Consider the following 21,335-nt stretch of genomic DNA (forward strand, 5'->3'; position numbering starts at 1 on the left):
ATGAACTGTGCTATTATCCCGGCCCAACATGTAGTGGTTAAAGCGGTTGGGTTAGCAGCTATATGTTCTTATAAAAATAACTGTGAGGTTCAATACATGAAAATTTTAAAAAGTGCTGTTATCGCGTTCTCTTTAGCTGCTGCCATGGGTTCTTTTTCAACAGCTGCCGTTGCTGAATCTGATCCAGGTAGAACTGCTTACAAACCTACCGATGTAATCAATGAAGTTGTAGCGCGTATTACAGCTGCCGAGGCAGCAATCAACAATGGTGCTGAAGATGCTGCCGTTGTCGATTTGATCCAAAAAGCGGCTGGTTTTATCAAAGAACTGAACGCAAACGACAAGGTTGCCAGATATGCCGATAAAGCTAGAGGCCATTTGAAAGCAGCCATTACTGCCGCTAAAGCCGCTAACTTGCAAGAAGCCAAACAACATTTAGCTGCCGGCAAAGAAGGCGTTGAAGCTTTGAAAAAAATGCTTTAATTCTGTCCCGGGGTGTCTTTCGGGGCACCCCGTATTTTTTCATTCCTCCCCGTTCATTGCCATCTCCGGCAATAGCTACAAATAATACTGATGCTTCTCTAGCTGGGTTTCCAACCAAGCTAATAACGCCCTCGCATTTTCAAACTTTGTCCCAGCTAAATCGAGCGTGGCCGAGTGATTTAATGCTTGCCAACGATTCACCAGTGTGTGCAGTTTAGCGGCGTTGGTCGCCGTGAAATGAAACTGTTCAAGCAGCTGTTTGTATAACGCACTTTCCGATGTTGGCAGCGATCCTCTGAGTGTAGTCAGCACGGCGATCATACCTTCGACGTCAGCAATACGCGCCTGCACCCAAGCCATCACCAACTCCTCATTGATTTTCTCCAGTGCCGATTCGGCATTATCCGAAACCACTTTTAAACAGTGAATCAATTCGCTGGAACTGAATTTAACGGCTATTTCGTAAAACGCCGCAGCCTCCATATCGCGCAGATTCTCGTCGTTGTACTCGACATCGGCGCTGGATAAGGTAATTAGCGGCAGGGTGGTGGGGCAAAGGGCATCGAAAGCCAGTTGCGGATAAAAACGGCGTTGGGTTTCGGCGTCGGTGATTTTATCGGCCAAAAAGCAACTGCCTAGCGCCTGGTGGCGATGTCCGGCGATGCCGAAATTGAGCAGGATAGGTTGGGTTGCCTCGGGAAATTGCGCCAGCGTATAAGCCACCGCGCCAGCCATCGCTATTTTGCCAACACCGCTAATCACCAAAACGATGTCGGCGTTTTTGTAAATCGCAAAGGGCTGCTTTTGTGGTAGTTTTTTTAGTCGCCATGCCTGAATTAACGGTTTGGCTTCACAGGGCAAAGCGACAAAGATAAAAGTTGATGGTGCAAAGTCAATCACAGTTTTTAAGAAAATTCCCTTATATTTTAATCAATTGTTGAATATTCATGATAATTCACATAAATTTAAGATTCGTCAATTTTCAAAGGGAGACGTGCCGTGACTGAAATGAATTCCGTAGCTAACAACACCAGTTCAAATAACTTACACCTGGTGACAGCATTGCAGGAGGAGCGCTCTGCCGTCTGGGCTTTGTATTGTCAACTCGCCGAAATGAAGCCATTCTCCAGCGAGAACGCAATCAGGCCAATGTTGTCTGAGTTTTCGCAACTGCTGATAGATTACATATCCTTTGGTCACTTCAGCATCTACGAACATCTAATAGCCGAAAAGCAGCATCAAACTTCAGCGTTGTCTCACGCGGAAAAGATATATCCGGCATTCTCCAGCATTACCGCGTCGGCCGTTACTTTCAGCGACACTTACGACGATGGCAGGCGTAAATTTAATACCGCGAATTTGGCTCAGGATTTATCCATGCTTGGCGAACGGCTGGCGGAACGCATGGAGCTGGAAGACCGGCTGTGCTCCATGCTGCTGCATTGATGCGCAGATATTGCCCCTGAAAAGCTCCGATAGCCTATTTGCTTTCAGCTGCCGAAACGCCTGAAACAGGCCCAGCTGCGCCTTTAATAAACAAATCCTTCAAACGACTGAAGGCCGCCTGCAGGGTTTTGTCCATCACCACCTGATTGCCTATCGAAACAATTACTCGTGCCAGTTCAGGCATCTTGGTTTTGGTCGCCAGCATATAAATAGGCTGTACATATAAAATCGAATTACCCATGGTCAATATCACCATCCGGCCTTTTTTAACTTCCGAGCCTTGTTGATTCCATAGGGTAAACTGCGAGGCAATTTCCGGGTTTTGATCGATCAGCGCATTGACCTGCGACGGTCCGTTAACCTGTACAGCCTTCGGGAATTTGAAAATAGTGATACCCGGCTTGTAACTGTGGTCGCAGCTTTTTTCGTCAACTGTGCCGGCAATTCCCACCATGCTTAAATTGTCCCTATGGATCGGGGTCATCGGATTAATCATCACAAACTCCTCCAAATCGTTACAACGATCAAAGTCCATCGTAATGAAATACGGTAATACCGGCTGGCCATCCACGGAAGCGAACTGCCAGGTTTCCGCCTGCTCATAAAACAACTCCGGGCTGTTTTGATGATATTTAGCGTAAATTTTCATTTGCATATAGTACAAGTCGCGCGGATAACGCAGATGCTGCATTAGCTCGTCGGGCATTTCCCGCAAATTTTTGAAAACGCCGGGATACGCGCGGTTGTAAGCGTTGATGATCGGATCTTTTGGGTCGGAAATATAGTAATCGACGCTGCCGTCATAGGCATCGACCACAATTTTGACCGAATTACGGATGTAATTGAACTTGTGCTGGCCGTCCAGATAATCGTCAGCTGCCGGTTTGGAGACAGGGTAATAATTGGATAAGGTATAGGCGTCCTGTATCCAATAGAAGCGATCCTTGTCAACAACCAAATACGGATCTTTATCCAGGTGTAAAAACGGTGTCAGCGCGGTGATTCGCTCGTCGATATTACGACGCAACAATAACTTGCTTTGCGCGGATATGTTTGGCGAGAAGAATATTTTTTCGTCTTTCAGGTAAAACGCGAACAACATTTTTCTGAACAGCGACGGGATCGGTATGCCGGAGATACCCTGATAATCCAGCGATTCGCCTGGCGCAGAGCCGGAAATGTCGGTCACAGCCAAGTTGTTCGGTACTATCGCGTAGCGATATTTTTCCTGACCGTAATAAATGTCGGGGTACTTCACGGAAAACCCAACATCCGAAGTCATGTTCAAATCGCGCAAGTACCAAACGATAGGAATGCCGGCATCCTGAGCGGCCGGCGAGATGACCGCGCCGTAGCCATGGGTATAGCGCAAATGGGTGTTTTCCCAGTTTTGCGCCTCCTTGGGTAATTTATCGATATTGACTTCACGGGCTGCCAGATTGACCTGTTGATGATGTCCGTTAATAAAATAACGGTCTTCATCGACAGTCGGAAAGCCATAATAAGGCCGAATGCCTTGTAACTGCATATAGCTGTCAATCAGAAATTCGCGATCCCATACCGGAATATTTTCGAAATGTTTTTTGGTTGACCAAGCTTCTATATCTTTGGTGGCGTCCAGATTGACCTGGAAATCGACGGTTTTAATATTGTTTAAATCGAATGCCGCCATGGTGGCATCAATGTTATGCCGAATCGAATCACCTTCGGTGCGGGTAAAATTAGGTTTGACGATAAATTTTTCAATCAACTCAGGTAGGGTGTGAGAGCCTTGCAGGCCCCAAACGGCTAAAAACCCCAATGAGGCAACGATAATCGGCGTTTTACTGCGATGCCTCTCCGACAGCGCGTAAAAAACTACCGATATGGCAATGGCCAAAAAGAACAAGACCTCAAGCCAAATCATTGGCAACTTGTAACGCAATTCGACAAAACCGGGGCCAAAAAACACCGGTTCGTTACCCCCTGAATATAACAAGGCGAAGCGTTCCAGTAAAAAACCCCAGACCACAAACAACACCACAAATGCAAACAGCACCGTCAAATGGATCTTCGCACCCAGTGGAAATTCCTTGCTTTGATTGGGGACAAATTCATGCTCCATCCAATACAGCACGCCGGTCGCCAAAAACACAATAACCGCTGTGGTTAACAACTCCTTCTGAATCAGCATGTAAATCGGATAGGAAAACATGTAGAAGCTGACGTCGTTACCATATACCGGATCGACGATGCCCGATGCGCTGCCGAAGAAAAACAGCAGCGCCTGCTCCCATTGCAAATAGAACGGCACAGCAATAACTACGGCGAGTAGCAGTGAAATGGGAGTATAGATACGAGCCGAACCACTCATAAACACATCGGCAAAGCGTTGAAAACGCCGACGCTTGGAATTGTCCATCAATATTTCATCGGGCGGGTTCAGGCCCAGGTAGCGAGAGGCAATCCAGAAGTGAAATAAAAAAACAGCAAAGAAAAACGCAGTAACCGCACCGGAGAAAATAAATCGGTAGAGTAATTTCAACCAAAAGTAAGCTTCGAATTCCAGCGAACGGAACCACCATAAATCCACGAAAAAATCGAGAAACACGAAGTAGAACGCGACATATAGCACAATAGCAGTTGCGAGGGTCGCTAAAGTGATCGCCGGCAACAGTTTCCAGTTACGCATAATTTCCTCTTTACTTAGATATCCGAGCGCCTACTTGCGGAACACGCCGCCAAACTATGGTCGGCAATGTCCCCTTAACATCAATGGCTGAGCATTCTAACACCCAAATCCGGATTGTGATTGTCCGGTTGTTGGCTGGGTTGCCGAGTTGTTTGCCGTGGGGAAAATGGCAAGATCAATCCGATACTAAATAGCTGATGGTCCCGGTCAAATGACAGGAAGGGGAGACGTGCCAACTGAGATCAACGACAGTAGGTCGCAAATTTTGCCGGATTTTAGATGGCGCAGGATTGTGCGCAATTCGCTTTGGTCATAACAATATAAGATTGCTTTGCATCACCGTCATAACTCAAGACACGATGCGGCAGTTTCACGCGAGCCTATAGCAAAACGCCGCTGTCGAGGCTTTAGCACGACAGCGGCGTTGGTCTGATGCAGAGCAGTTAGCGCTTACTTTTTGAACATCGCCATGATCCGCTGGCGATTGGCAAAGCCGACATAACTCAAGCCGCCTAGTATCAAGCCATACAGCAATTGCCCAATAAAAGACGGCTGATTTCCGGCTGCTTCCGCTTTCGCAGCGGCGTCGCCCGTATTCAGCGGGGGAGGCGGTGGCGGCACAAAAGCTACTTGCTTTTTATTACTGATATCCGGCAAACCTAAGCTCTTCCAGGCATCGTAATCTTGCCAGGCCGGGTATTTACCTTGCCAGAATTCTCTGGTGAAGTAAGGCGCCAGGCTCATGCCATGGACTTTGGGGATGCCTTTCTCGTCGGAAAAACCTTTGTAAACCACTAAGCTGATGTCACCACCCTCGCCGATACCGTTAGTAGTGAAGGATTTTTCGACGTGGTCGTGAAACATCCAGACGCCTTGACCAAAACTGTTCAAGCCATCGTCAACACCGCTTAATTCCAGATCGATACGCTGGGCGGGTACCATGCCATGTACGTCGCGTTTGATATAGGAGTTCGGGCCGTTATCGACACCATCGTAATGCGTCACCATAGGCTTGTGGCCATGAATATGCATCGCAAAGGCTTCCTCGTGACCGTTCAATATCCGCAGCTTCACCTTTTTATTTTCTTCCATCAGGATCAGTGATTCCCGCAATGTGTAAGGGAATGAACGACCATTCAGCATGAAATAATCGGGACTAGCGTCGGTAATGTCGTATTCCTGGTTCATGCGCCTGGCAACGATCCGCGGATCATTGGCGGATCGCACCATTTCATGCAATTCCTTATCTACCGATTGATAGTGCAGATCGTACTCGGCCGCATATTTTTCTTTGACCGCCACCGATGGATGGCGAACCTGTCCGTTGCCGACGTTGAAAACCTGTACCCAGTTGTTGGGGCGATTTTCCTCGACCACAAACATACCTTGCAAACCCATCGGAATATGAGTGTGTGGCTGTACGTGGCAGTGGTAATACATGGTGCCGGGTTGGCGCGGTTTGATCACATAGGTTTTGCTCTGGCCGGGCAACACATCCATCTGGCCGGTTTGACCGACACCATCGTTGCCTTCGCCGCTATGATCCATGTAAGGATGATCCACTCCATGCAAGTGGATTGAGTGTGGAAAGTAATGGCTGTTTTCCAGCACCAACCACACAATATCGCCTTGTTCGACCCGGATAGTTGGCGATGGCGCGCGCAATAAAGGATTGGCCACCGGCTCGTACAAGCTCAAGGTAGACATATCCCGAGTTTTCGGTGCGTATACCCAGAAAGTCGGTTGAATGCCGGGGGCAATGTCAAAGGTGGTGGTGGGGTCTTTCATGTCCGGAGAATGGCCGTTCAATTCGGCAATTTCCAGCTTGATAATATAGTGGTCGGGGTCGCCGTCGCCGTCCATATCTTCGCCGAGCGTAATGGCATCGGCAGCGAGTTGTGTCTCCATTAAGGTAGACATTGAAATATTATTGGTGCCTTTAACAAAAGCAGCGATTTCAGCAGGATTATCGGGGTTACACATCCGTGATTCTTGTATTTCGACTCCGTCGATCACTTGCGCATCACGCCACTTGGCATCGGTAAATTCGGAACAAACTTCCTCTGCCGCACCCATCTTGACGCTATTGGTCGCCGGTAGTTTGTCTACCGCCGCCACAGCCCATTGCGACGCCGGAAGCAGCATGGCGCCACACAGAATGGGGATAACCTTTTTATGCATACAAAACCTCATAAAACAGACGAATTGACGGAAGCCTTAATAAGGTTTCCGAATATCAGAAAAGCCAGATACTGTAACCAGAACCCATGGGTAAAGTACAGTAAATATTTAATGAACTCGCGACAATCCTGACCGTTATTACTTAGCTGCCAAACGATGTAATTCTGGAAGGCGGCTAATGCCTTATAATTCCATGACGAGCGATTATTGCCAGTCAATCAGCCTCATTTTTGCAACAGACCACTCAGTCAGATTATGCCCAGCATCAGAGTATTGCTTTGTTTGATTTTCATTTTTTTAGTTCACGGCAGTTTCGCCTGGTTGAACAATCAGCCACAAGACGCTGGCACGGACGTGCCCTCCGGCAAGTTGATGAGCCTGTCCTTTGCGCCGTTTCGGGAGGGCTTTAGTCCGCTGGAAGAAAAATTCCCGTTGCCGGAACATATCGATGAAGACTTGCGTCTGCTGGCAGACAAAACGGAATGCATCCGCACTTACTCCAGCCTTGGCGGCCAGCAACCCACTCCGGCGTTAGCTCGCAAACACGGATTGAAGATGATCCAGGGCGCCTGGCTGGGTTACGGTTACAAAGACAACAGTAATGAAGTTAATGCGTTGATCAAATCGGCCAATGAAAACCCCGACGTGGTGAAACGAGTGATCGTCGGCAACGAAGTGCTATTGCGCGGCGATATGGATGTCGACAGGCTAATCGGCTACATCCGCGAGGTGAAGAAAGCGGTCAAGCAACCCGTGTCTTATGCCGACGTGTGGTCGATGTATATGAAGTACCCCAAACTGATCAACGAAGTGGACTTCATCACCATTCACATCCTGCCGTATTGGGAAGATGAACCCATTTCGGTGGAGAATGCCTCGCAGCATCTGGAAAAAATTGTCAAACAGGTGGAAGACGAAGCCCGTGGCATCGCGCCCGGCAAACCTATATTGATAGGAGAGTCCGGTTGGCCCAGCGCCGGCAGACAGCGCGGCATGGCCATTCCCGGCGTCGTCAACGAAGCCAAATTCATTCGCGGCATGATCCAGGTCGCCAATCGCCACGGCTTTGATTACAACATCGTCGAAGCCTTTAACCAACCTTGGAAAAGTGAACTGGAAGGCGTGGTGGGGGCCAACTGGGGCTTGTTTTCTGCGGACCGCGAACCGGTATTTCCGTTGACCGGCCCGGTCAACGAAGCACCCAATTGGCCGATCCGCTTTGCCGTCGCCACGCTGATCTGGCTGTTGGCAATCGCGAGGTATTCCAAAAAGCTGGAGCAAGCCTCGCTGATCCGCATGTTGGCGTTTTTCACCCTGGCGCAAGTCTTCAGCGTTTGCCTGGTGACATTGGCCGATTTTCTCTGGTACACCAGTTACAGCACTTGGCAAAGGCTTTATACCGTAGCCCTGGTGATCGCGAATACGATTCTCGGCGCGCTGCTGCTTGAACGTGGTAGCGATATTTTGATCGATAAACCAGGCAGCATTAAGTTGGCCAATAGCTTGAGAGCCGGTTATCTAATCTTTATATTGCTGGCGCTTTATAAAACCTACGGACTAGCCATGAATGGGCGCTATTTGAGCTTTCCGATCGAGCAGTTTGCCATTCCGGCTTTTGGGGTGTTCGGTTTGATTGCTTGCCTATGGCTAAAGGAGCGTAAATTCAATGGCCGAGTTTTGGCGTTTGACAGTCTAATTGGTGGGAACTTGCAAAGCCGCCGTGATCGATTCTTGGCTTATTTACTGAGTTTTGGCGCTATCGCGCTGATATTCGGGGAAGCCAAAGCCTTTATGGATGGCCGGGATTTCATTCAAGCTCACCCTGGCTTTTCAGAAGGCCTACCCTTTGCGCTGAGCTACACCTTGTACAACCAACAATTGCTTGGCTGGCTGGCTTGTTTGCTTATGCTGTCCTTGCCGTTCTGGACTAAGCATCGCAGTAAACAGGACGCTTAAGTTTTACGTTAACGGGTATGACGCCGTAATACCTGTTTTTCAACCCGAAAAGTCGTTGTTATATTGAGTGACAGTTTGCCGCGCGTCAATTTGTCACATTTTCAAAACGCGCTTCCAGCATTAAACTGTATGCAACTCTTATGTATGCGCTCCCTCTCCTAAAGGGTAAAGAGTTTTAATATCCTTCCTCAATGCGGCCCTTGGGCCGCATCTTTTTTCTGGATGAGGTTGCTGTCTATGGAACGAAACTACTATTCAACTACGTCAACTTTCGTGCACCCTAACGAACTCAATTGGCGCACAGCTTTTCATGAAGCCGGTCATGCCGCGGCTATCCATCTTGGCAATCGCCAAAAACAATTACCTCCGGTATTTTTTGAAATACATGTCAAACGGCCCGTTAACGCTTACGACGATTTTTTTGCGAAAGTCGTAGACGGTAACTTAATCCAAAACTTGCCGATTGCTGTCGTGGAAAGCTTTAACGACTTATCCGACGATAATCAGCAGCACGCCTGTCAACGCGCTTACGAAGCGGATGTTGTCAACTTATTGGTTGGGCCTTTGGCGGAAGCCAAATACGTGTCCATTCGCGATGACGAAGTTTTTAATATCAATCTAATAAGTTTCAATGCCTTACATAACTACGGCGGCTGCAGCGATCTGGAAAAGGCGCTCAGTTACCTGGATCACTTCATCGCGTCAAAAAGTCAGCGGGAAGAGAAAATGCAGGAATTGTTGCTTCAGGCTTTTCGCTTTATCGACAATCGCCGCCACTGGAAATGTATCCTTAATTTAGCCCACTATATCCTGGACAGTCAGCAGGAAATCATCTCCTGCGATGAGGCAATAGGCATATTCGACCGTTGCCTGACAGCCAATACACCGTTCAGATCGGTTAGCTATCCATTTTTATTTGGCTGAGAGTAAGCGAACAGATTGCTCCGTTGTGGGGAGTGCGTTTGTAGAGGCGATGCTAAAAGACTAACTTTTTGCGCTAGATAGTAAGTGTTCTAAAAGAGCCGCCAAAAAAGTGGGGACTCGTAAAGATTATCGTTCGAACACCGTACAGCGATTGCGCCCACCTTGTTTGGACTGATAGAGCGCCTGATCGGCTCGCACGAACACATCGTCATGCATGTCGCCGTCTATAAACTCACTGATACCGCAGCTCAGAGTTAGATTGATATTTTCGCCGTTAGAATTAAATCCGCAGCTTTTAATCATCTTGCGGGTGTTTTCCGCCATTTCCAGCGCCTGAAGTGCACTAGTGTTGGGCATCAGCATGACAAATTCCTCGCCGCCGTAACGGGCAACGAAGTCCGTTTCCCGGCAGTTGTTCAACAATAGCTGAGCCACCAAAGCCAGGGTTTTATCGCCGGACTTGTGGCCGTAGGTGTCATTGATTTGCTTGAAAAAATCAATATCCCAAATGATCAGCGCTAGCGGCGCTTTATAACGCTTCCAACGTTTCAATTCCATTTCCGCACGATTGTTATATGCCAGACGATTCGGTAATCCGGTCAAGGAATCGCTTAGGGCTTTGTCGTGCTCTATTTTAAGTTTAACGCGCAGGGTCTCGGTCTCAGTTTCCAGCTCCTGTAATTTTTGCGTCATTGAGTCAATTTTTTCTTGCGCATCCCGCTGCCTTTCATCCTCTATTTGTTTATGCTCAAGTAACCGCTCCAGCAAACGATCAAGATGCTCGGCTGTCTGGTTCTTCAGCAAATCGAGTTCTTCAGCCGCCTGTGTCGAGTCCTTTAGATTACCGACTTGCCTGTGAATTTCGGTGTTCATAATCTCGCGATCATCAATCAACGCGCGATTAGCTTGCCCGGCGGTTTCTACGTCTTGGCCGAGCTCGTCCAGTCTCTCGCTTAAATCGCCGAGAAATACATCGATACCTTTCTGCTCGGAGGCGCTGTAATCCTTGATGTTCAGCAACAATGTAATCGCTGAGTCGATGACTTTCTTATACGAATCCTCGCTGAGATTAGCTCTGACCCGTTGCTTTAATAGCGACGTCTGCTGCTGAAAACGTAAAGGCACCTCAGTTTCGCCAAGCAGTTCATCCAAACGCTCCAGCAAATAGTTGTGTTGTGACTCAGTAGCATCGTCTTCCCCGACGCTCACATTCTGCTTGGCTTGCTTGGAAATGTGTAACAAAGTTTTAGAAACCGCTTGCAACTCAGGCAGTAGTTCCTGCGCATTCGCGCCGCTGCGCAATTTTGCACCTATTGCCAGAAGATGGGGCTCCAACAACTTGTGGCTGCCTTGGCAAAAAATCAGCAGCTGAATAACGAGCTTGTATAAAAACTTTTCGTTATCGAGTGGCGCGGAATAAGGGTTAGCAGTTGCCATGAATCAGACTTGGTTACACGACAACGCAGCGGTTACGGCCGGTTTGTTTGGCGCGGTACAAACCTGAGTCGGCTCGATTGAAAATCGATTCGTTAGTGTCGCCATCGATAAATTGGCTCATTCCGCAGGATAAGGTGATCGACACTTTGTTGCCATTGGCATTGAAGCTACTGTTTTCCAGGGTTTTTCGAAGCTTTTCCGCGATCACCAAGGCGGATTTGGCATCAGCGCCGGGTAATATCATCACAAACTCCTCGCCGCCGAAACGCGCCACGAAATCGGTTTCCCGGCAGTGTTTGAGTAATAATTCGGCTATCACAATCAGGGCCTTATCCCCGCTTTTATGGCCGTAAGTGTCGTTGATGCTCTTAAACAGATCCACGTCCCAAACCATTAGTGTCATCGGCGATTTATGCCGTCGGCAACGCGCCATCTCATCTGCCAATCGATCCTCGAACGCCAACCGATTGGGCAGATTAGTCAACGGATCGCGGGTCGCGCGATGTTGGGCCAGATCCAGTTTCGAGCGCAACTCAGAGGACTCGGACTCCATTTCCCGCAACCTTTGCGACAGGATCTGCATGTCCCGTTGGGTTTTATCGCGTTCCTGCTGTTCCTGGAGATTGTGTGCTTGGATCTGTTGCGTGATAGTGGTTAATCGACTGCTGACAATTTGCTTCAGCGGCTCAAGCTGCGTCGCGTTCTCAGACTTTTCGCGTAGCTCCATAATTTGCTCGGATACCGCTTGATCCAGCAGATTGCGCTTTTTAACCCTTATTTCGTTGGCGGCGTTAACGCCGGTCGCTTTTACACCTAACTCGGTTAATTGCTCGGTCAATTTCGACAAAAATGCCGCCATCTCCTGCTGTTCGGATTCCAAATGTTTTTTTATTGCCAACAGCAATGCAACCGTATCGTCAAAAATAGGCCCTAAGGCTTGATCGGCATGCAGCCGGTTTTTGATCTTTTCGGCGTCTTCGGCAAAAACCAACGGAATTTCCGCATTGTCCAACAGACGAACCAGTTGAATATTGATGGCTTTAGCATCCGCTCCGGTTAGCTCCAAAGCCAAGTCCATGTTGGCAAGCGGCTTGTTGCCCTCTATAAGCTCCAACAATGCCAGATAAAAGGCCTGATTGTTACTGAACAGGCGGTTTTCGTATTTTTCGCGAATCTCATCAAGCTGATCCGAGTGTTGGGGATATTGTTTGCCAAGAAACTCGAACAGCAATGAAGCGTCCATGAGCGAAGGCTCAGGCGATTCTTCCAGCATTATCAGCGCATTAGAAAAAGCCGATAGCTCTTTCTGCAATTGCTGACTTTGCAGGCCGCTTTTTAATAAATTGCGAATACGGTTTAAGTGAGGATCAAGTTGCCGATTCAGGCCTTTTACGGCCAGCGCAAAACGGACGATGGTTTTGCATAACAACTCTTCGTTGGCTTTGTATTGTTTTTCAGTGTGTTCCTGGTCGTCCAACAGCTTGAGGTATTTTTCCTTCCATCTGTCCGGCCCCTCATCCTTGTTTTTAAAAAAAACCATGAAACGTGCCCTAATTCTTAAATTCTTAGTCGCTTGATTATAGACTATCGTTGAATTTGTGAAGAATATCCTACAATCAGCATTCGCCCCTCACGTCCTTGTGCGGCAATTCATTAGTGGGGTGTTTATTTTTTCTGGCTCTCTTGTGCGATCAATTGGTTGACTACGGTCAACATGTTGGCTTGAGATTTGGCCGATTGAGCGGTGACTTTGTATTTGCCGTTGACAATCAGCGCAGGTACGCCACTGATACCGTAACGAGGACCGGTAGATTCGGCTTGACGCAGCTTGGCATCGACCAAAAATGAGTTAAAAGCACTGCGAAAATCCTCGTCCTTAACGCCATGATCTGCAAAAAACTTAGCCAGTTCGTCTTCGCTGACTAATTTTTGCTTCTTGTTCTGAATCGCATCGAACAGATCGGCGTGGACTTTATCCAAAATGCCTAAAGCTTCGGCCGTAAAATAGGCCTTGGCATGCTTGCCCCACAGATCGCTGAATACCGCCGGCTGACGGATAAACTCAACATTGGCGGGTTTGGTTTTCAGCCATTCCACCATAGACGGCTCCAGGCTATAGCAATGCGGGCAGCCGTACCAAAAAAACTCGATCACTTCGATCTTGTCCGGATTTTGTACCGGCTGTGCCGGCGTTATGGCTTCGTAACCGCCTTCTGCATTTACCAGCGAAGAAAAGCCCAACAGTCCCAACAATGCGATTATTTTTAACATCAACGTTCTCCGTAATAATGTATTCCCGATAAAAAACCATGTTTACACGCAGATGCGTAAACAATTTGACAAAAAATCGAACGTATTCGCCCAGTCAATGACTGGTCCGCACCTCGTCAGCCCTCACTCCGTAACATTCAAGCAAGCGCGGTTCTGTAATCTAACTCAATCTGTTGTGGAGCTGACCTTATCCAGTTTTCAAGGCAACGCTTCCGCGCCGGCCTTCAGGAAGAGAGCTTTCAGAACGAGGAAGGCAGGTTGCGACAAGAACGAGGAAGAGAATTTAATCCTTGTGAATCAAGGACTGGATCAAATCCGGCAGAGCAGCAACTCCGCCGGATAACGAAGGCTTATTTCATCGTGGAGATGTAATAAGCAACCGCTTTAATATCCTCGTCAGTCATTTTGGTGGCGATCATGTGCATCATGTTCTCCCGGTTGTTGCTGCGGGCACCGGTTTTGAAATCAGTCAGACTTTTAATCAGATAATCGGCGTGCTGCGAATGCAGGGACGGGAATGAGGCCGGTTTATTGCCTTCAGCATAAGGGCCGTGGCATGCCACGCATGCCGACACTTCGCGACTGATATTGCCGTTACGGTATAAGTCGCTACCTTGCGTAATTAAGGCATCCAGTGCGGCTTTTTCTTGCTCAGGGGTTTTTGCGGGCGCATCGTCGTCATCATTCGCCGGCAGTTTGGGCGCCGGATTGGTGGAAATTTTGTTGCCGGCATAATAACTGGCAAGCTCTTGAATTGTTTGCTCGTCAAGGCCCGCCGCCAATGGCGCCATCATCGGGGCCAAGCGTGCGCCACTCTTGAAGGCTTGTAACTGTTTGACCAAATAAGTTTGGTGCTGGCCTGCCAATTTTGGAAACGCCGGCATCGTGCTGTTACCGTCTTCGCCGTGGCAGCCCGCGCAACTGGCGGCTTTGGTTTTTCCGGCGCTGGCGCTGGCATTACCTTGCGCGTTTACATGGCCGGCAGCAGTTGCCAACAACAAAGAGATGGAAACAGTCAGCAATTTTTTTATCATTATGGGCCCCTGCTCAGGAAGGTTGATCGACATTAAGCAAGCTGATGGCAGCCGCCGGACGTTATAATGCCCGGATTCTAACCGATTTATAAACACTAAGCGAGACTGTGATGAATCCCATCTACCACCAAGCCAAGTTCATCAACAGCGCTCCCAAACTGAAGGACGCGCCGCCCGACCAAGGCATGGAAATCGCTTTCGCCGGCCGCTCCAACGCCGGTAAATCCAGTGCAATCAATACGCTGGTGCAACAAAATGCCTTGGCCCGCGTCAGTAAAACCCCGGGCCGTACCCAATTGCTGAATTTTTTTGAAATAGACGCCCAACGCAAACTGGTCGACCTGCCCGGTTATGGCTACGCCAAAGTGCCGGAGGCCATCAAAAAAGATTGGCGGCAGATGATGGAAAGCTACTTACACGACCGCCAAGCCCTGTGCGGCATCGTCCAGGTCATGGACATTCGTCACCCGCTCACCGATTTCGATTGGCAAATGGTTGAATGGTGCGAACATCGCAAACTGCCCTTGCACATTCTGTTGACTAAATCCGACAAGCTGAAATTCGGCGCGGCCAAGACTACGTTATTGCAGGTGCAACGGGATTTGAGTCAGGCTGATATTGTGGTGACTTTGCAATTGTTTTCCGCATTGAACAAAGTCGGCATTGACGATGTGCACCAGGTTTTGGATGAGTGGTTTGGGTTCAGGAAGATGGTGGTGTCGGAGGAGTAGGCTTCGCTGTTCTGACGAGAAACCCAAAGGTACGTTCGGTAGACTTTCAACTTCAAACGTAAGTTGAAACGGTCCAAAAACAACGCGAAGTATTTTACAACCCACCGCGAATGCAGTTATCGCCCGTTCTGTTTAATGACGAATCAGGGCTGTCAATGTCGGTCAAGGATATGCCCAGATAATTGCTGATTTCGTTGCTTAACGGGCTAATCGGCGCGGCGAGATTCTTAATCCGATCATAATCTGCCCTTAATTCTGTTTTAAGCCAGTCTCCCTAGAATTTGCCGCAACTGAATAATTTCCCAACAAGGAGTCATATATGTTCAGAGTGACAAAAATCATGTTGATCGGTTTGTTGTTTTCTTCAGCGGCTTTGGCCGATGACGATTGGGGCGAGCATCGCCATCATCGGCACCACCATCACGGTCACGGTTATGGACGCGAGTATTACCCTGCTTACCCTGTGGAGCGGGTGTATGTGCCCGAGCGAGTAGTGGAATATGTGCCCATGCAACAGCGCTATTACGCGCCGCCGCCACCCCCGCCAGTTAGATATGGCGGTTACGACCAGCGTTCTCCGCAAGGTCTGGTCGGTGGTTTGGTCGGTAGTGCGATGGGTTATGAAATGGGTCGCGGTGACCCATTGGCGGCCGGTATTGGTGCTGCGGCCGGTTCGTGGATTGGCAATGGGATGAATAGATAATGACGAAGCTAACAGTCTGTTCAGTTACTGTCGCTTGTCTTTTGGTATCGGCTTGCGCTTCGCAAACCGGCTGGACGCCAACCGTCGATGCTTACAATAACCCAAATTCTTACCGCTTGAATCAGGATATGCATGAGTGCCAGCAATTGGCATCGCAAGCGTCCGGAGGTACTGCGAAGGAAGCCGCGATAGGCGCCGGCGTTGGCGGCCTGATTGGCGCGGCCGGCGGCGCCGCTTTGGGCGCAGTGCTCGGCAGCCCTGGAAAAGGCGCGGCTATCGGTGCAGCTGCCGGCGGTATCGGTGGTGCGTCCAAACAAGGTATTCAATCCGAAGACCGCTATAAAAACGCCTACAACAACTGCTTACGCCAACGCGGCCATCGAGTAGTTAACTGAGCAATCCGTCAGGATAAACCGGCTCGGCAATCTCGTCTGAATTTTTCAACTCTATCCATTGAAGACTGCTTGTTTAAGCAGTCTTCCACGCGGAGAAACAGTTATGTTCTTAAACACGGTATCGGGTTTTTCAAGCCGATTTAGCCTCAACGTGCGGCGATGGCATACAGTTATGCCGCTGATGTTTATTAGTCTACTTAGTGCCTGTTCCAGTGTGCCGACGTTGCAACGCACTGACGATCAAGCCGTGCTGACCGGTACGACTAAGACCACTTACACCAAATCTTATAAAGTCAAAGGTAAAACTTATTCCCCGCTGCAGAGCGCGCTAGGGTACAAAGCACAGGGATTGGCTTCCTGGTATGGCGCAGAATCCGGTAACTTTACTGCCAACGGCGACCGCTTCGATCCGCGCGGCATGACGGCGGCGCATAAAACGCTGCCGATTCCCTCTAAAGTTCGGGTTACCAATCTGCGTAACGGCCGTTTTGTGGATGTGGTAATCAACGACAGGGGGCCATTCAAGGCTAATCGACTTATCGATCTGTCCCAGGGCGCGGCGGAACAGATCGGTATGCACGGATTAGCGGAAGTGACGGTGGAATATTTGGGAAGTTAGGCAGCTCAGTGCATGTTGCTGCGCTTTGCACCGAAGCGACTTGCGCTATGGCGATTCTGTAAAGCGGTGGACTATATGTTTTTATGCCTTTCTTCCACCATCGCGTCGATATACTGCATCACCTCGGCGCTGGCGGCCTCGGCCAGTTGCATTTGCCGAATGATCTCATCAAGCATGCCTGGATCATCCACCCATTTGGATCGAGAGACTTCATAAGCCTTTTGCGTCGTCCTATGCACCTCGGCATGCGGCTGATTCAATTTGGCGTAAGCGCTGGTCGAGCGGAATTTTTCATAGCCCAGTCCTTCGTAATACCACTTTCCTAACCGGCAATTATGGTTGTCTACCATGATGGCTTGGTGATGCGGACACTCGCTGAAGGTTTCTATCGCCACATAGCCGTTTTGTTTGTAAACCACATGATCCAGTTTGGCCAGGACGCCGAAGGATTTGTCTTTTGCATAAGAAATGTAATCGACCGAAATTTTTGCCGACTGCGAGAGATTGGAAAACTGCTGGCGGAACGAGTTGACCTGAGCCAGTATCTCTTGCGACAGCGATGACGAACTTTCTGCCTCGATTTGCATTTGTTCGACCCGTTTATTAAACGATTTTAATGTTCTGGAGACTTCCAAAGCGGCGTTCTTGGTATGCTCGGAGAGATTTTTGACTTCGTCCGCGACTACCGCGAAGCCCCGTCCATGCTCGCCGGCGCGTGCCGCTTCTATGGAGGCGTTTAAGGCCAGCAGGTTGGTTTGATCGGCAATTCCGGTAATCATCGATAAGGATTCAGTAATTTTTTTGCTGTCGTTAATCAGCGCACCGATCACATCCGACACCGAATGTACATTGGCATTGATGTCGGACAGGGAGTTGCTGATGGTTTCCACTGCCGATAGGCTGGCGTTGGCGTTTTCACCCGTTTCCACAGCAATATTTTCTACTTTCTGCATTTGCTCGGTGATATTGAGCAAGTCGCTCTGATTACCTTTCAGATTGTTGAGCAGATTGTTGGTGTTGAGCGCATGCAGACCGGCCGATAAACGCCGCTTGATCGTCAATTTGTCGTTTTCATCCATTAATTTGATGGCGTCGTTCATATTCTTCGCCGACTTTTTCAGTATGCCCGGAAAGCCGTCAACCAAGGCATAACGGTCATAATTGCCTTCGGCTGCGTGCTGGAAACAGGAGTTCATTTCTTTGAAGTAAGACTCCATGATGTCCAAGGTCTCATTGAGCTCCCAGGCTATTTTGCCGACTTCGCCCATGCCTCGCGTTTTGGTGACGCGATGATAGAGTTGGCCTTGATTTGTGTGTCTCAGCACTTCTTCTATACGCTCTAATACCAGCAGGCATTGTTTGCCGGCGTGCCAGGCATCCAGAGCTATCACCGGCAACGGCAGCAGCAAGCCAAGCATGAGCCAGGAAAAGCCATGCGTTATAAGCGTGTAGACGAATGCCGCAACAGTAAAAAATATAACGGCTGCCACCGCATAATTCAGCTTGGTTCTTAAAAACGGAATATTGGCATTTGAATTCATGGCTTACACTCCGTTGGGCTTGTAAAGGCTTAGCACCAGGCTGTTGTAATTTTTAGCGCCGGATTGCTGAACCACGTCAAATAGGTATTCCAGCGATTTATCCGGGGCATCTTTGACTGAATGGCGTTTCTCGATGGCCAACATTTCCTGATAAATCGGTATGATGACCCCCAGTGCGTTACGGGGCGGATTACGGCGCACCGAATAGTAACCCTGCAATTTACCGTCCTTGTCATAATCCGGCGTAATGTTGGCAAATACCCAATAATATCCGCCATCCCGGCATAGATTTTTGGCAAACCCGAAAAACTCATCACCGGCTTTTAATGTATTCCACATAAATCTAAACACGCCGCGCGGCATATCCGGGTGTCTGATGATGTTGTGTTGTATGCCCAGCAATTGGTGTTCCGGATAGCCGGCGATTTCCATAAAAATGCGATTAGCGTAAGTGATCCGCCCAGAGGTGTCGGTCTTGGAAACGATAAAATCATCGTCCGCGAGTTTTTTTTCGTTATTGTTAGGCGTGATAGTCGGCTTCATATTCCGTACCTTAATTTGGGGCTATTGGTGGTCAGTCCTGGCATATTTTGCGCGAAAACCGGATGAGCTTGATCGTGGCCGCATCGGACATTGGTTCGATCCGGGATTCTCATAGCCGTGCATATTGTGGGGTATTCGCTCGCCACACAAGATTAGCTCAATTGAGCAAATTAATCAGAAGGCGCTTGATTGAAGTGGCTTCGAAGGGCTTGTCTAGTATGGCGGAGACTTCGGATTTTTCGATGGCCGCCAGGCGGCTTTCATTTTGCTCGCTGGTGACCATCAAAATAGGTACCGAGCCGCGTTCGGAATGGTTGCGAATGTGATCGACCAGTTGTAGGCCATCCATCTGCGGCATGTTGTAGTCGGTGACTACCAGATCGAAATACTGCTGATTGAACATTTGCAGCCCTTGTTTGCCGTCATGAGCGGTCACAATTTGCCCAACGCCAATATTTTCGAAAACCCGGGTCAAGTATTTCAACGAGAATTCGCTGTCGTCTACCAGCAGCACGCTCAGGTCCTCTATGTCCAGATGGGTGAGGTTAAGTTTTTCCGGACGAACATATTCCAGCGTGGAATGCAGGGCGGTTTCCAGGGCCTGACGGGTAAACGGCTTGGGTAATATGGCGATGGCGCCGGCCTGGCGGATCGGTTCCAGATATTTGATATTGGTCTCGCTGGAAATCAGCAAAAAGGCCATTTCGTAGGATTCGTCGTGTTTGCGAAGCGAGGTTACCAACTCCACGCCGGTCATGTCGGGCAAATACATCGAGCTGATAATCAGATCGGGCCGGGAGTGCTGTAAACGCTCGAACAACTCCGCGCCGGTATTTAGGCAGGTAATGTCGTTGATATCGCAAGCATGTAAAAAATGGGAGATGATTTGCTGCTGAGTATGTGACGGTTCGACGAGAAAAACCTGAAGATTGGCAAGCTGATAGTCTGTCATGGATTAGTGGTTTTTCATGCAGTATAGGGTTAAGCCGATATGCGCTTGTTTGGCAAAGTGCTTGGCTGCGGTGAAGTCCTCGCGCGTTAAGGGTAGTCCATGAATAGAATGGTCGCAATAAATGAGGCCCACGGTCTTTTTCTCCGCATAAACCGGGAAAACAAAGCACTCGTATTCGCCGATATGCTGGCGGATTTGCGGCGTGTAAAGCTCGCGATGCTGCTGGGGAAACAGCCAGACGCCTTCTTGCTGTTGCAAGGCGTGAAACAGTAAGTTCGCGGAGGCTTCGGAATTGTAAATGCGAATTTTTTGGTCAAGCCCGATTTTATGCCAGCCTAAGGAAAATTTTTCGTTTAGCGTCTGCTTATCCGGACTGAGCAGCATGAACAAAGTTCTGTCCATTTCCACGCCGCGATGTATGCCTTCCAGTACCATTTCAAACAGGCCGTTTAGATCGATTTGCCCGCTGATGTGGCTACTGATGTCTTGCAAAATTTGAAATTGCAGCTGTTTCTTGTCGGCCTTTTCCTCTTCAGCGTCTTCGAATTTGGCGATGATGGCTTCGGTGCTGATGAATTTGGAGGCATCGTTGGCGCCAAACTGGCGGGCGATATGTACGGCTTCCGAGGTGTTTTTGTCGATCTTTGTTTTCAGGGTTTCCGTTGGCAGGCCGGTGAATGCCGCGACTTTCTGCAGACAAGTCCGCATGGCATCGGAGTCGCGGCCGGCTTTTAGAGCCAAGCAAATCTGATGCCCTAGTTGCACCATTTGCACCCGTTTTTCCGCGGAATCCGGCTTGGCGATGGCGTCTTCTATCAGGCCGCCCAGGCTCCAGGATTTGCTGAGTTTTTTGCCTAAGTCCTGCAAGGTAAAGCCCAGCACCTTTTTCTCGGCTTCGCGATTGTTCAGGCCGCTTTTTTCGATTTGCTCATGGACTTTTTTGGATTGCGGATTGCCGGAGCACCAGAAGGCAATGTGGCCGATATTGTGCAGTAGCGCCGCGACAAACACTTCCTCGGGCGAGGTATCGCCCATGCTGAGCGCCAAATCCTTGGCCTGCACGGCGGCATGCAAGGCTAACGCAATTTCTCGATTAGCCCTGTCCTTGTTGGTGGACGACAGCATCGCTTCGAAAAACGAGCAAGCCAGCGTCAGCTCTCTGATCACCTCCGCGCCCAATACCACGATGGCGCGCGATACGGTGCTCATCTTTTGTTTCGATGGATTGTAGTAAGGGCTGCTGCCCACCTTAAGCAGCTTGGCGGTGAGGTTGGGGTCTTGCAGAATTACCGTCGCCAGCTCGATGGCCCCCTTGTGCCTGTCGTCCAACGCCGCGTAGATATTATGCGCGGTGTTGGAGAAAATCGGCATTTCCTGCACGCGCAGCAGCTCTGTCCATTCGTCCAGAGTTTGCGGTGGCTTTTGTGGGGGAGCCGGATTCATGGCTT

The 21,335-nt window shown here is 49.2% G+C and carries 19 protein-coding genes; 8 read left to right on the forward strand and 11 right to left on the reverse strand.

The window, feature by feature from the left end; genetic code table 11:
* Positions 1 to 483 carry a hypothetical protein gene (locus tag JL719_RS01735; RefSeq protein WP_225892978.1) on the forward strand — a complete coding sequence of 161 codons (483 nt, stop codon included), beginning with the start codon at positions 1 to 3 and terminating at the stop codon, positions 481 to 483.
* 75 nt (positions 484 to 558) lie between these two features.
* On the opposite strand, the gene JL719_RS01740 is transcribed toward JL719_RS01735, so the two are convergent.
* The gene (locus tag JL719_RS01740) at positions 559 to 1,383 is read right to left on the reverse strand and encodes a 5'-methylthioadenosine/S-adenosylhomocysteine nucleosidase family protein (protein WP_033158496.1); all 825 of its coding nucleotides are present in this window, start codon (positions 1,381 to 1,383) and stop codon (positions 559 to 561) included.
* A gap of 108 nt (positions 1,384 to 1,491) precedes the next feature.
* Here JL719_RS01740 and JL719_RS01745 point away from each other — a divergent pair, with 108 nt between their 5' ends.
* The gene (locus JL719_RS01745) at positions 1,492 to 1,929 is read left to right on the forward strand and encodes an Rsd/AlgQ family anti-sigma factor (protein ID WP_033158497.1); all 438 of its coding nucleotides are present in this window, start codon (positions 1,492 to 1,494) and stop codon (positions 1,927 to 1,929) included.
* Between the two features lie 34 nt (positions 1,930 to 1,963).
* Here the strand turns inward: JL719_RS01745 and JL719_RS01750 are convergent, their stop codons facing one another.
* Together JL719_RS01750 and JL719_RS01755 are read right to left on the reverse strand one after the other, a co-directional pair.
* Positions 1,964 to 4,600, reverse strand: coding sequence for a UPF0182 family protein (locus tag JL719_RS01750; protein WP_033158498.1), 2,637 nt, complete (start codon positions 4,598 to 4,600; stop codon positions 1,964 to 1,966).
* A 450-nt stretch (positions 4,601 to 5,050) separates the two neighbouring features.
* Positions 5,051 to 6,781: a multicopper oxidase domain-containing protein gene (locus JL719_RS01755; RefSeq protein ID WP_033158601.1), complete on the reverse strand. Its 1,731-nt coding sequence runs from the start codon at positions 6,779 to 6,781 to the stop codon at positions 5,051 to 5,053.
* Between the two features lie 255 nt (positions 6,782 to 7,036).
* On the opposite strand from JL719_RS01755, the gene JL719_RS01760 reads away from it, so the two are divergent.
* Together JL719_RS01760 and JL719_RS01765 are read left to right on the forward strand one after the other, a co-directional pair.
* Positions 7,037 to 8,737: a glycoside hydrolase family 17 protein gene (locus JL719_RS01760; protein WP_033158499.1), complete on the forward strand. Its 1,701-nt coding sequence runs from the start codon at positions 7,037 to 7,039 to the stop codon at positions 8,735 to 8,737.
* 237 nt (positions 8,738 to 8,974) lie between these two features.
* On the forward strand, positions 8,975 to 9,661 hold the full coding sequence (locus JL719_RS01765; protein WP_033158500.1) for a hypothetical protein: 687 nt from the start codon (positions 8,975 to 8,977) through the stop codon (positions 9,659 to 9,661).
* Positions 9,662 to 9,787: 126 nt separating this feature from the next.
* Here the strand turns inward: JL719_RS01765 and JL719_RS01770 are convergent, their stop codons facing one another.
* From JL719_RS01770 to JL719_RS01785, 4 genes are all read right to left on the reverse strand, one after another.
* Positions 9,788 to 11,098 carry a GGDEF domain-containing protein gene (locus JL719_RS01770; RefSeq protein ID WP_033158501.1) on the reverse strand — a complete coding sequence of 437 codons (1,311 nt, stop codon included), beginning with the start codon at positions 11,096 to 11,098 and terminating at the stop codon, positions 9,788 to 9,790.
* A gap of 13 nt (positions 11,099 to 11,111) precedes the next feature.
* Positions 11,112 to 12,638, reverse strand: a complete 1,527-nt coding sequence (locus JL719_RS01775) for a GGDEF domain-containing protein (RefSeq protein ID WP_033158502.1) — start codon at positions 12,636 to 12,638, stop codon at positions 11,112 to 11,114.
* Positions 12,639 to 12,763: 125 nt separating this feature from the next.
* On the reverse strand, positions 12,764 to 13,369 hold the full coding sequence (locus JL719_RS01780) for a thiol:disulfide interchange protein DsbA/DsbL (protein WP_033158503.1): 606 nt from the start codon (positions 13,367 to 13,369) through the stop codon (positions 12,764 to 12,766).
* Between the two features lie 350 nt (positions 13,370 to 13,719).
* Positions 13,720 to 14,403, reverse strand: coding sequence for a c-type cytochrome (locus tag JL719_RS01785; RefSeq protein WP_033158505.1), 684 nt, complete (start codon positions 14,401 to 14,403; stop codon positions 13,720 to 13,722).
* A gap of 110 nt (positions 14,404 to 14,513) precedes the next feature.
* Here JL719_RS01785 and yihA point away from each other — a divergent pair, with 110 nt between their 5' ends.
* From yihA to JL719_RS01805, 4 genes are all read left to right on the forward strand, one after another.
* Positions 14,514 to 15,134 carry a ribosome biogenesis GTP-binding protein YihA/YsxC gene (gene yihA / locus JL719_RS01790; RefSeq protein WP_033158506.1) on the forward strand — a complete coding sequence of 207 codons (621 nt, stop codon included), beginning with the start codon at positions 14,514 to 14,516 and terminating at the stop codon, positions 15,132 to 15,134.
* 319 nt (positions 15,135 to 15,453) lie between these two features.
* Entirely contained in the window at positions 15,454 to 15,837 is a 384-nt protein-coding gene (locus JL719_RS01795; protein ID WP_033158507.1) for a hypothetical protein, read from the forward strand.
* Positions 15,837 to 16,232, forward strand: coding sequence for a glycine zipper family protein (locus JL719_RS01800; protein WP_033158508.1), 396 nt, complete (start codon positions 15,837 to 15,839; stop codon positions 16,230 to 16,232). Before JL719_RS01795 ends, JL719_RS01800 begins: the two co-directional genes overlap by 1 nt.
* 103 nt (positions 16,233 to 16,335) lie before the next feature.
* Positions 16,336 to 16,851 carry a septal ring lytic transglycosylase RlpA family protein gene (locus JL719_RS01805; protein ID WP_033158509.1) on the forward strand — a complete coding sequence of 172 codons (516 nt, stop codon included), beginning with the start codon at positions 16,336 to 16,338 and terminating at the stop codon, positions 16,849 to 16,851.
* A 71-nt stretch (positions 16,852 to 16,922) separates the two neighbouring features.
* On the opposite strand, the gene JL719_RS01810 is transcribed toward JL719_RS01805, so the two are convergent.
* The 4 genes from JL719_RS01810 to JL719_RS01825 form a co-directional block, all read right to left on the reverse strand.
* Positions 16,923 to 18,392 carry a methyl-accepting chemotaxis protein gene (locus JL719_RS01810; protein WP_033158510.1) on the reverse strand — a complete coding sequence of 490 codons (1,470 nt, stop codon included), beginning with the start codon at positions 18,390 to 18,392 and terminating at the stop codon, positions 16,923 to 16,925.
* Positions 18,393 to 18,395: 3 nt separating this feature from the next.
* Positions 18,396 to 18,935, reverse strand: a complete 540-nt coding sequence (locus tag JL719_RS01815) for a PAS domain-containing protein (protein ID WP_033158511.1) — start codon at positions 18,933 to 18,935, stop codon at positions 18,396 to 18,398.
* 157 nt (positions 18,936 to 19,092) lie between these two features.
* The gene (locus JL719_RS01820) at positions 19,093 to 19,887 is read right to left on the reverse strand and encodes a response regulator (RefSeq protein WP_033158512.1); all 795 of its coding nucleotides are present in this window, start codon (positions 19,885 to 19,887) and stop codon (positions 19,093 to 19,095) included.
* A 3-nt stretch (positions 19,888 to 19,890) separates the two neighbouring features.
* Positions 19,891 to 21,330 (reverse strand): HDOD domain-containing protein, encoded by a 1,440-nt coding sequence (locus JL719_RS01825; RefSeq protein WP_033158513.1) that lies wholly within the window; start codon positions 21,328 to 21,330, stop codon positions 19,891 to 19,893.
* Positions 21,331 to 21,335 lie beyond the last annotated feature (5 nt).

Origin of the sequence: Methylomonas sp. LW13 (assembly GCF_016865255.1) — a bacterium.
Lineage (GTDB): Bacteria > Pseudomonadota > Gammaproteobacteria > Methylococcales > Methylomonadaceae > Methylomonas.